General features: G+C 33.9%; 6 protein-coding genes. 2 read left to right on the plus strand and 4 right to left on the minus strand.

Features of this window, described 5'->3' with window-relative positions; translation table 11 throughout:
* Position 1: 1 nt before the first annotated feature.
* Positions 2–775 (minus strand): adenosylcobinamide-GDP ribazoletransferase, encoded by a 774-nt coding sequence (gene cobS / locus RINTHH_RS09555; protein WP_044304993.1) that lies wholly within the window; start codon positions 773–775, stop codon positions 2–4.
* A 1,867-nt stretch (positions 776–2,642) separates the two neighbouring features.
* On the opposite strand from cobS, the gene RINTHH_RS09560 reads away from it, so the two are divergent.
* The gene (locus RINTHH_RS09560) at positions 2,643–3,101 is read left to right on the plus strand and encodes a hypothetical protein (RefSeq protein WP_008235877.1); all 459 of its coding nucleotides are present in this window, start codon (positions 2,643–2,645) and stop codon (positions 3,099–3,101) included.
* A 614-nt stretch (positions 3,102–3,715) separates the two neighbouring features.
* Here the strand turns inward: RINTHH_RS09560 and RINTHH_RS09565 are convergent.
* From RINTHH_RS09565 to RINTHH_RS09580, 3 genes are all read right to left on the minus strand, one after another.
* Positions 3,716–5,287 carry an NAD(P)H-quinone oxidoreductase subunit 4 gene (locus RINTHH_RS09565; RefSeq protein WP_008235883.1) on the minus strand — a complete coding sequence of 524 codons (1,572 nt, stop codon included), beginning with the start codon at positions 5,285–5,287 and terminating at the stop codon, positions 3,716–3,718.
* A gap of 270 nt (positions 5,288–5,557) precedes the next feature.
* On the minus strand, positions 5,558–7,642 hold the full coding sequence (locus RINTHH_RS09570; protein ID WP_008235886.1) for an NAD(P)H-quinone oxidoreductase subunit 5: 2,085 nt from the start codon (positions 7,640–7,642) through the stop codon (positions 5,558–5,560).
* Positions 7,643–9,318: 1,676 nt separating this feature from the next.
* Positions 9,319–10,065 (minus strand): NnrU family protein, encoded by a 747-nt coding sequence (locus RINTHH_RS09580; RefSeq protein ID WP_008235891.1) that lies wholly within the window; start codon positions 10,063–10,065, stop codon positions 9,319–9,321.
* Between the two features lie 182 nt (positions 10,066–10,247).
* Between RINTHH_RS09580 and RINTHH_RS09585 the strand changes: the two genes are divergently transcribed.
* Positions 10,248–11,264: a LysR family transcriptional regulator gene (locus tag RINTHH_RS09585; protein WP_008235893.1), complete on the plus strand. Its 1,017-nt coding sequence runs from the start codon at positions 10,248–10,250 to the stop codon at positions 11,262–11,264.
* Positions 11,265–12,149: the final 885 nt, after the last annotated feature.

Genomic DNA, 12,149 nt, shown 5'->3' on the forward strand with positions numbered 1-12,149 from the left:
TTCAGAATATTGCCAAAGCACACAGGAATAAGGCTTCTGTCCACTCAACAACTGCACCATATGTATCTCCTGTATGTCCACCTATTTTGTAATTAAACCAAGCTGATGTACTAATTGCTATGATTATCCCTATTAATAAGATACCCATAAAAAAGTATAAATTTACCCTATATCGAATAGTTGCTAAAGTAATGAAAACTATCAGTGAGAATAATCCTGGCAATAAATTTATATAAGGCCCTAGGGCTTTTTTATGGAAATATCCTTTACCTGTAGGTTTTAGATATGGATAACAAACAATTGCCATCTGTTGTCCCCACCGTCCCCATCCACAAGCAGCCATCAATACTAGCCATCTATAATTTTGTATATCTACTAATGCCACAGTTTTAAGCAATATTACAGCCAATCCCGCCATAGTTCCAAAAGCACCTATTCTACTATCAGCCATAACTTGTAATCGTTGCTTGGCATCAGGAGCGGCTAAACCATCTGCTGTATCCATTGCTCCATCTAAATGCAAACCCCCAGTAATTATAATCCAAACAATTACGACTAAAGCACTACGGGTTAATATTGGCATTCCTATACTAGCAATCAGAAAATCAAAAATTCCTAATATTCCACCAATTAGTAAACCTATTAATGTTACTAGGCGAGAAACCCCAGTAAAATCTAGTCCACTAATATAAGGTAAGGGAATAGAAGTATAAAAAACAATACTAGAAATCAAATTTAAATATATTTTCTGAAACCAACGATAGTTTTTAGTCATATTTATGAGCATGGGTTATAAATTAAATTTTTAACCAAATAAGGCCATACATTGTGATTAATATTTATTTTAATAGTTTGACTCTATAAAATATGGCACTATTGATAGTGATAAGTTTTGATATAAAAGTCGCAAATAAGTTAGTAGTACTTTTAAATAGCATGATTTCAAGTAAAAAATAGCCACCATTAGCTTTAACTTTTGTGAATAACTGCTAAATGTGATATTTGCTTTGCTAAATAAATGTTCAGACTACATCTGCACTCGTAGCAAATTTAAATATTGCAGCTATTATAGGGCTTTATGCTAATAGCAAACAAGTAAATTTATTTGTCTCTCTTTTAAACCTACTAATCCACGAATGAAAGCAGGTTCTACTTTGATTTACAACCCATACACACACTGATAAAACCAATAAACATTTTGTATAAATTAAGAATTTAATCTATACAAAATAAAAAAATACTGATATAGCTACTTATTTATCGACACTATATCAGTATTTTTTTCTAAAATGACAAATTATAAATATATCTGAAATTTCTACTGAATTTTGACAATGTATTTTATTCTTCCTACTAAAAGCATCTGAAATAATTGTGGTCCATATGGCTTTAACCTAAAATTGAATTATGTTTATATAGAAATGAGTTTCAGTTTTCCCCAGTAAGGTAAAATCTAGGATTTACAAAAACCTAAAATTATTTCTCGCATCAACTAACCATCAAGGATTTTCTTAAATATAGATTATCATACTGGGTAATCTGAATCCATTATTTTAGACTACTAAGAATCCGTATTATTTATCTATGGTTATTAAATTTCTCACGTCAAATTTGATTTCATACTATTTGGTATAGAGTGTATTTTACACTATACCAAATAGTATCTATAATTATTCATATAATATTGGAAATACCTATATTCTTATATGTAATTATAACCTGATTGCATTTAATATTAATAATAGTTTGTCTAAATATACCTATTATAACTGCAAATAAAAGTAATTTTTATTGTTAATTATAATAAATATGCCAATCATCATATTTTAAGCTAGATTAGCTTAATACTGAATAGTATCTTTTATACAGAAATTACAAATTGGTATCTCTGAGTTTAAAGTTTTATCCAATCGATCAAGTCAAATCCAAATTTTTCTTGGACTTCTTATTTATTTTTCCAAGTTTTGTTTCGGTACATTTTCTATTCTATTTATCCTTGCTATTTATCCGTGCCTTTTTTATTATTTCCCCTAATTATATTTATTTATGATGATGTTTGATCCCCTGAAATATTCATTATATTGAGTTTATTTATTTTCTCTTGAAGTTTAAGCTACTACTCTCTTGTTTGACTAGTATATCGTTTTTTTGTATCTAATAATTATCCCTAAAAACTCATATTTTATTAACTATTTTAATATTTTATCGTTTATTTATAGAAGCAATTTTCAGATAAAATTGTAATCGACTCTTGAGTGCATTACTACTATTAGCACTTTACTGTGTAATTGATTATGAAGTTTTATCTTCCAGCCTAAACCCGAAAAGTATTTTCAAAAGTTTAAATTAATATTGATGATATAGAAGATTATTTTCCGATAAGAATTTTTTATGCTTATAAACTATTAAAAATAGTTACAAAGGAAGAAAAAAATTTTAATTCCTTGGATTGAGTTAAAAAAATATTAAGTTGAATCCTAAATAATACCATTATTAAAATAATACCTTTGTTATTATCGATAGGGTGATCACCCTATCGATAACGAATAATTACAGAATCGGGTGTTAATATAAGTTGTAAAATAAGTAGTAGTCTACTGGATGTATTGCACCTCATCTTTGAGAGCAAAGGGATTTAAATTATGACTAATCATCTACCTAATACTAAAATACCGGCCCCTTGCATTGTTGATACTGGCATGGTTATTAATAAACATGATATCCAGCAATTACTAAGTGATTTAAGCCAAGTACGCTACATCTATACCCTAAATGACCAAGTACAAAGTGAGGGAAAAGGAGATATTATTGAAGTCTTTGCACATCCTAATCGTTCTACCCTGGTTGTAAATCACACTTTGTATTTGAATATTTGTAGTTTTGATTACTTAGAACTTCATCAGTCTCCAGAGTCACAAACATGTTTTGATTTGGTGCAAGAAAGTACGCGTTTAAGCTTGATTCCTCTCTCTAATCCCATAAAGGAATGTAGAAATAGTGGATTGAATTCTCATGCCATAGATATAATGATGGAGCGGTTTTTTTCAGCAAGATTGGATGCAGAAATAGATGATGACACAGATGTTTCTGAGCAATTTTAAGGTATGTAAATCACTATGGATAGGGAAAACAATAAAGTTTGTAATGATCAATAGTATGATAATTGACGAAAATATTCTCCCCATGTTGGTTGCCTTAAGTGCTTAATAGAGGATATAACATCATCATTTATAAGGGAATATCCATAAATTCAATATTAATAGTGTTCTAAAACTTCAACTACTCATATAATCACTAGATTTATGGGCTTTAATGAATTTATGGATTTTACTTATTTTTTAATTAAGAAGAATAATAATAATATTTCATCCTCAAATTGTCAAGCTTATGTGGTGATTGTAAGGGAATTAAATGGTTGAGTTAATCTGTGACCATTCAGATAGTTATTATTTTGCTGGGAATAGGATGATCAAGTTTATTGCAAATCTGGGTATGCATTAATGATTTTTTTAGTAGTTATGATATTAGGAAAATCATTGTAATTAATCCAGTTACAAATTCAGTATTCACATCATAAACTGTGTATTTCATTTCTTTAAGTGCAGTTTTATAACTGTAGTAAATTATATTAGGTATTTCCATAAACATACTGCGGGCTATGCACCCGCAGTATGTTTGTGATTATTTAGATTTGGCAATCCTTAAAATCAATAATCTAACTTTCAAGACTTGGTGCACTCATGGAAACGGCAGTTGTCTTTTGCTGCGCTAAGCTAGGTACAGCAGCACGTAATCTAGCTGTTAGTTGTACAGTTTTAGAATCATAGACTTGAGTCAAAATTTTTGGATATAAACCAATTCCAATAATTGGTATTAGCAGGCAGGCAATAATAAATACTTCGCGTGGTTCAGCATCGATAAGTTTCTGATTAGCCACTAGTTCTTTATTCTCATCCCCATAAAAAATCTCTCGTAACATTGACAACAGATAAATGGGAGTCAAAATTACCCCAACGGCCATCAAAAATATAACAATTACCCTAAAAGTTGAATTATAGGCATCACTAGTAGCAAAACCTACAAATATCATTAATTCTGCTACAAAACCACTCATACCTGGTAAAGCTAAAGAAGCCATAGAACAAGTAGTAAACATAGCAAAAATCTTCCTCATCCGTTTACCTACACCACCCATTTCATCTAACATTAGAGTATGTGTACGGTCATATGTTGCACCCACTAAAAAGAATAAACTAGCTCCAATTAAACCGTGAGAAATCATCTGCAATACTGCTCCACTCATACCTAAATCGGTAAAGGACGCAATACCAATGGTGACGAAACCCATATGAGAGATAGAGGAGTAAGCTATTTTACGTTTGAGGTTACGCTGAGCAAAAGATGTTAGGGCAGCATAAATAATATTCACTACTCCCAAAACAATTAATACAGGGGCAAAATAAGCATGTGCTTCGGGTAGTATCTCCGCATTCATACGAATTAAAGCATAACCACCCATTTTCAAAAGAATACCTGCCAGCAACATATGTACAGGTGCGGTAGCCTCCCCATGAGCGTCTGGTAGCCAAGTATGGAGAGGTATAATCGGCAATTTGACAGCATAGGCAATAAAGAAAGCCACATATAGCAATATTTGTAAGTTAAGGGCATAATCCTTAAGGCTAAGTGATCGCATATCAAATGTGACCGTATCACCATAAAATGCCATTGTTAGAGCAGCTACCAGTATAAATAAAGAACCACCAGCCGTATACAAAATAAACTTAGTGGCAGCATAATGTCGCTTTTTACCACCCCAAATAGCTAAAAGTAAATACACCGGGATCAATTCTAGTTCCCACACTAGGAAAAATAGCAACATATCCTGGACGGCAAATACAGCAATCTGTCCACCATACATTGCCAATATCAAAAAATAAAATAGCTTCGGCTTAAGTGTGACAGGCCAAGCTGCAAGAACTGCCAGAGTGGTAATGAATCCAGTCAAAATTACTAAAGGCATAGACAGACCATCTACCCCTACAGACCAATTCAAATCCAATTGCGGAATCCATGGATAACTCTCCACTAGTTGCAAATCGGAGCTAGAAAAGTCATACTCAGTATAAAAGGCAACAACAATAATTGCAAAATCAACCAATCCCACTATTAAGGAGTACCAACGTACAGCCTTACCATCTTTATCCGGAATTATGGGAATTAGTAATGATGCAGCTACTGGTAATAAAATGATTGTTGTTAGCCAGGGAAAATTAGCTGTATTCATGAGAGTTATTGGGAATCTATAAACAATAATTTTCGGCTATCAGCTACTAGCTTATTAACTAACAGTTTTTGAGGGATTTGAACGTTATTGTTATGTTCTTTTAACAAAAATAAAAAGATGAAGCGAGCAAACTTCATCCTGCATTTTTAAATACTCAGAAAAATTGAATTGAAAAAATTATTACCAGACACTAGGGTGAGGAGTAGGAAAGTGATTTAAGAAACAATTAATGACTATTATCCTCCTTGATTTTTTCCTTACCCCATTGTACTAAGTCACGCCAAATAGAATCACTAAACTTAAGATAGCTCCAAAAACAATCAGAGCATAGAACTGAGCACGACCATTTTCTAAATATTTTAGTCCTTCACCACTAACTAAAGTGAAAAAGCCCGTTAAGTTAACTGCACCATCTACCACTCGGAAGTCGACTTCCAGAACTTGTCTGGCAAGACGGCGCAAACCCATGACAAATATACTATGGTAAATATCGTCAAAGTACCACTTATTGAGGGATAAGTTGTAAAGGGGCTTAATTTTACTAGCAATAATAGCTGGTTTAATTTGGCCTAATAGATACATCAAAGCGGCCAAGGTAATTCCTGCAACAGAAATAGCTACAGAACCTCCAGCCATAATATAAAATCCATTCAGGTCTACTTCAGCTGCCTTTTCCACAACTTCTGCCGACGTCTCATTAGGAGCAAAAATAAACTGCTCAAAGTAGTTTCCAAAGGGAGTACCGACTAAACCAATCAAAATTGAAGGAATTGCAAGAATTGCCAAGGGAATTGTCATTGTCCATGGAGATTCATGGGGATAATCCCTATGTTCATGAGAATTATGGTGTTCACCAGAAATTTTACCCTGTTCTATTACTCCTGGATTATAATCTGGTGTTAGTCTTTCAGATTCTGATGATAAAACAAAAGTGTTTGCTGCTTGTTTAATACTCTGCTGAATTTCTTTATCGTTACCTCGGAACTTGCCCTCAAATGTGGAGAAATAGATTCTGAACATATAAAAAGCAGTAATACCCGCAGTTAACCAGCCAATAAACCAAAGCAAGTGATTAGCCTGAAAAGCTGCACCCAAAACCTCATCTTTTGACCAGAAGCCAGCAAAGGGGGGAATCCCGGAAATTGCTAAACAACCAATTAGAAAGGTAATAGATGTTATGGGCATATATTTTCGCAGGCCACCCATTAACCGCATATCCTGAGCTAATAAAGGGTCATGACCAACAACCTCTTCCACGCCGTGAATTACTGAACCGGAACCGAGGAAAAGCATCGCCTTAAAGTAGGCATGAGTCATTAAGTGAAATAAACCAGCAGTATAAGCACCTGTTCCCATTGCCATTACCATATAACCCAGTTGGGAAATAGTAGAGTAGGCTAAACCCTTTTTGATATCATTTTGGGTTATAGCAATAGTTGCCCCTAAAAATGCGGTTAATGCGCCTGTCCAAGCAATGATATTCATCGTTGCTGGTAAGCATAAAAATACCGGATACATCCGGGCAATTAAAAACACCCCTGCTGCTACCATAGTTGCTGCATGGATCAAAGCTGAAATAGGTGTTGGACCTTCCATGGCATCTGGTAACCACACATGTAGGGGAAACTGTGCTGACTTGGCAACTGGACCAAGAAATACCAAAACTGCAAATATTACTGCCAGAGAATAGCTCAGTGAGCCAGTGTCAACCAGTTGAGCTAGGCGGTCACCCATAACATCAAATTCAAAACTACCTGTCGCCCAGAACAAGCCCAGAATACCTAGTAGCAAACCAAAATCACCTACTCGGTTGGTGACAAACGCCTTCTGGCAAGCATCCGCTGCTGATTTGCGGTCATACCAAAACCCAACTAGCAAGTAAGAGCACATACCCACTAATTCCCAGAAAACATAAATCTGGACAAGGTTGGAACTCAACACTAAACCCAGCATGGAAGAACCAAACAAACTCAGATATGAGTAAAACCTTACATATCCAGGGTCATGAGCCATGTAGCCATCAGTGTAAACCATGACTAGGAAAGCTACAGTTGTCACAATTACCAGCATCATGGCCGTCAAGTGGTCAATTGTGTAGCCCATACTTAGGTGAAAATTTCCAGCTGCCGCCCACTCAAAAACACGGGTATAGGTTGGAAATCCTTGAATTTGGCTCCAAAATAAGGCCCCTGAAAGAACCATTGCCCCACCCATGAGGGAGATAATCAATACTGCATTTAACTGCCGCAAGCTGTTTGTCACTTGATTAAAAGAAATTAACCCAAGACCGACTATCATTGCTCCCATAAGGGGCAATACTGGAATCAGCCAGGCATACTCATAGATTACTTCCATCACTACAATGTCTACTTTGAAATTTTTTCACTAATTATTTAAGAACTGTAGCAGTCATATCAGAATAGTTTGTGTAAGTAAAAGTTGTCTTTCCCTAATTGTGATATCACTAGATAAGATCAACCAAATTCGCAATATTTCCAGGTTAAGAATAGTTCATAGTTTGTAGTTCAATGTTTGATTTCCATTTATGTTTAGTTGCCGGAGATTATGATGACTATAACCCGTAAGTTTACAACTCCAGTAGTCTTTCTTCACACAGTACTTTTGGAAGTACAGAGAAGAATTCCATTAGGTTTTAACTGTGGGGAATGTTCAATACTCCTTCCTATTAGTTAAAATTATGACTACTCCCCACTAACAGATTTCCCAAACTGAGTGGAGTTATCGTGAAAATAGGGGAATGGTTCAAGGAAGACAACATCTGATCATTGAGATAAGAATATTATTGAAACCCCCTTTATCCACTAGCAACTTGAATCCGGATCTTAAGGTTCTTTAAACCTTACTCAAAATTTGTTGGGACCTGAAACTCATAAATCAAAGTTACAGGGTATTCTGGGTTGTTTAAGGGGTACTAGATTCTCTGTGTTTTTCCTAGAATTGTGTTTACTTATTCCCAAGTCAAAAATATTTGAAAGGTCTTATGATTCCGGGCCCCCTGACAGGAATGACTCAATGCAATTGTTTTAGGAACAGTATTAATAAACATACGAGAGTAATTTCAATTGATTAAGTCAAGTCAATGTAACAATTTTCTCCTAGTGAATTTCTAGCGAGACTTAACAGGTCTAAGTTCCATTGATATAGTACCACTTAGCAGTCCCAGTATATCATCGACAGTTTGAAATAATTCCTAATAGTCCTTTTCCTGCCTACTTTTAGCTTTTCAACTGTATGTGTTTCAACTATTATATCGTGCATATAGTCTTAAGCACATCAAATAACCTAATAAAGAAATATGTCTACGTGGGATTTGATGTTGCCGTTATCTACTTGTTATTTATTGTATGTTTTTGTTTGATTGTAGTTATAATTAAGAAACACGCAATTTTTCCCTAAAATTCTACTAGGCAGACTAGCACTAATCCAAGTCAAATTCATTATTTATATATGCTACAGGGGTTTCCCTACAGTTTTTTGAATATGCTTAAGTGCTAGATGTATGTCTCCTAGACTCAAAAATCCTTTCAAGCAGTGACTTACACCTACATTGTTGATCAAAATCAAAGTTTGTAAGGATTTTATCCTATAAATATTAGACGATTTAAAATTTTCATCAGCATTAATACAAACTATTTTCATATCTTTGCCATAATTATGGAATTGTAGAAGTAGGGAATAAATAATACGATATAAGCTACACTAAAATGCTCTAAAATCAACTAGCACAGGAATATTGGATTGTAAATTTTTTTGGTTAAATATTTACTTATTAACTAACAACACTATCATAATTCTAGAATAATCTGGTTTTCATACATGAATTGGTTATTAACTAAAGTAATATGTATTAGCTACCTAACTAATACATATAATGCCAAATGGTCTCATGAGCTGGCTACCAAATAACCAGTGATACATTAATCCCATATGTTTTAATTTATCACTGGTTAATTAGTCCTATTCTACATTGATTCGGATACGGTTAGTTTTCCTAGTTTATTGGTGTGAAGTCAAATAATATTTACTAGTATGATTGTAAGAAATAGCTCAAATCTACTAGTGGTTTGTATTAGTAAGGGATGAGACCACCATAGAAACAGGACAAACATTGCGACTCCTATATAAGCGGGACGTATAAACTCTTGCCACTTTATGGTTTGTCTACCATCAAGAATCGCAGCAAATGGAATAATACTAGTATTCTGCTTTATTTTCTCAAAGGTGGAACCATAACGCCAAGTTAAACGGCAATCACCATGCCATACCCCAAAGATGTGATGTAATACTAGACCAACGGATGTGACCACAGTAAAACTAGTACCCAACCATAGTGTATGAGCAATACACCAAATTATCTGACCTACCATTTGGGGATGACGGGTAATACGAATTATTCCGGTTGTGTAAAGATGAACTTGGGGTTTGGTAATAGCGGCAATTTCTAGTAGATTGAATGTAGCTGGATACAAAAAGAAAAAGGAAACTGCAGATAGAAACCACACAAAATAAACCATTCCTGGCCATGCTTGAACTTGCCAAAGTTGAACACCATCATAACGATGATTAAAAAAGTAGATGATTAACATTGCTGCTAGTGGCAAACTGGCCAATGCGAAAAGAAACCTATAAAGTCTATGGCCAATATTTTTCTCCGCCCATGGACGTAATGCAGCTCCACCACTGTGGATGATCACAAATATTAACTGCAAACCCAATATTACAAAGTGACTGTTGGTTAACCAAGATGGCAAAATCATATATACAAATAAAATAATTTAAAGAAGGCTTAACTACGTATCATCAATACCACAAAGCATCTATAGGGAGATATTCATTAAGCCTCCAATTTGGACATTCAATAAATTAATCTGATTGAGACAATGATAAATAATTGGCTAACTGCCAACGTTCCTCCTTTCACACACTGAGGTTGAACCTTATGTCTGACCTTCCATTTACTTTAGACCAGTTACGTATTCTGAAAGCTATTGCAGCAGAAGGAAGCTTTAAACGTGCTGCTGATAGTTTGTACGTATCCCAACCTGCCGTCAGTTTACAAATACAAAATCTGGAACGGCAATTAGATGTACCTCTGTTCGATCGCGGAGGGAGACGTGCTCAACTTACAGAAGCAGGACATTTACTTTTAAGTTATGGAGAAAAAATACTTAGTCTTTGTCAAGAAACCTGTCGGGCATTGGAAGATTTACAAAATCTTCAAGGAGGTACTTTAATTATTGGTGCTTCTCAAACTACTGGTACCTATCTTTTACCCAGAATGATTGGGATATTCCGGCAGAAATATCCAGATGTGGCTGTTCAGCTTCATGTTCACTCTACTAGACGTACTGCTTGGAGCGTGGTTAATGGGCAAGTAGATATAGCAATTATCGGGGGAGAAGTACCTGCAGAGCTAATAGAATACTTGGAGATAGTTCCTTATTCTGAAGATGAATTAGTCCTGATTTTACCCATTTCTCATCCCTTAGCCAAATTAGACAAAATCAATAAAGAAGATTTATATAAGTTACAATTCATTACTTTAGACTCCCAATCAACTATCCGTAAGGTTATCGAACATGTACTGGTAATGGCAAATATCGATACCAGAAGATTCAAAATAGAAATGGAATTAAATTCTATTGAAGCTATTAAAAATGCTGTACAAGCCGGGTTAGGAGCAGCGTTTGTTTCTAATACCGCTATAATTAAGGAATTACAAATGGGTATACTACATTCTACTCATATTGAGGATGTAAACATTGAAAGAAATTTATGGCTAATTTATAACCCTAACCGTTATCGTTCCAAAGCGGCAGAAGCTTTTAGTACAGAAGTTTTGCCCCAGTTTGCATCTACAGGATTTAAAGATAACTTATTAAAGTCATCATCTCAAAAACTGGCAGCAAAGAAGATGGATATCTCCATGTATAATACCGATAATATTATAGACTAATTAATAGTGCTAAATTACACCTTAAAATTAAACAGGGTATAGCAAAATAATAAAATAAATATTCTGTAAATACTATATCTTACAAGCATCCTTAGTATGAATTATTAGGAATATACAGGATGTTAGTGCTTTTATGGAATTAAATATTCCTTATAAAAAGATTCATAGTAAAATCCAGAAGGATAGGAGTAGAAAAGCTACTTTATGGAATATTATAAATGGGAATTGGATTATAGTTCCTCTCTACTCTCTGTATACCTTAAAAAGAAGGCCTATATTGGAAAATCATATCTATAAAGTTACCTTTGCTAATACCCTGGAATTGTCATTATATTTAAAGGCATTTGAGAAGTAGTCAGAGATAAAAAATATCGATTACCTCTTCTTTTCTATTGCGTTTTAATTGATTTAAATATGTGTTGAATTTGGACTTTTACCCGGAATTATGTCAGTATTACCCTCTGAAATAGTAAGGGTTCTCTGAATATTTTATATCGTAGTGAACAATATATATCATTTACGATGATATATATTTACCTGATTCAACATATATCATGCCTTCCTGTGTGAGCATAGAAGTTTAGTAGTTAACTCTGTTTTATAGACTTATTCTTTAAGTATTCAAATTTATAACGGAATCTATACTAAGCCCACTATATGAGAACTAAATAAAATCTCCACAACCATAAATTTATTACCTGATTAAAAACTAAGAAATAATAAGAAAAAATATGTTTAAATTTATTTATCTTACAGACAATATTACGTGTTTCATGTTATTCTCTTAACATTATATTCTCACGATATAAAATAATATCAATATAATTTATATATGCATATTGAATCCTTATATAAAATTCTGATTTATTAAATAATGACTATATA

Source organism: Richelia intracellularis HH01, from assembly GCF_000350105.1.
GTDB classification, from domain to species: Bacteria; Cyanobacteriota; Cyanobacteriia; order Cyanobacteriales; family Nostocaceae; genus Richelia; species Richelia intracellularis.

Coding starts and splice junctions, on each gene's coding strand:
- RINTHH_RS09570 (WP_008235886.1), bottom strand. CDS start 7,642: ATGGAAGTAATCTATGAGTATGCCTGGCTGATTCCAGTATTGCCCCTT.
- cobS (WP_044304993.1), bottom strand. CDS start 775: ATGACTAAAAACTATCGTTGGTTTCAGAAAATATATTTAAATTTGATT.
- RINTHH_RS09560 (WP_008235877.1), top strand. CDS start 2,643: ATGACTAATCATCTACCTAATACTAAAATACCGGCCCCTTGCATTGTT.
- RINTHH_RS09580 (WP_008235891.1), bottom strand. CDS start 10,065: ATGATTTTGCCATCTTGGTTAACCAACAGTCACTTTGTAATATTGGGT.
- RINTHH_RS09565 (WP_008235883.1), bottom strand. CDS start 5,287: ATGAATACAGCTAATTTTCCCTGGCTAACAACAATCATTTTATTACCA.
- RINTHH_RS09585 (WP_008235893.1), top strand. CDS start 10,248: ATGTCTGACCTTCCATTTACTTTAGACCAGTTACGTATTCTGAAAGCT.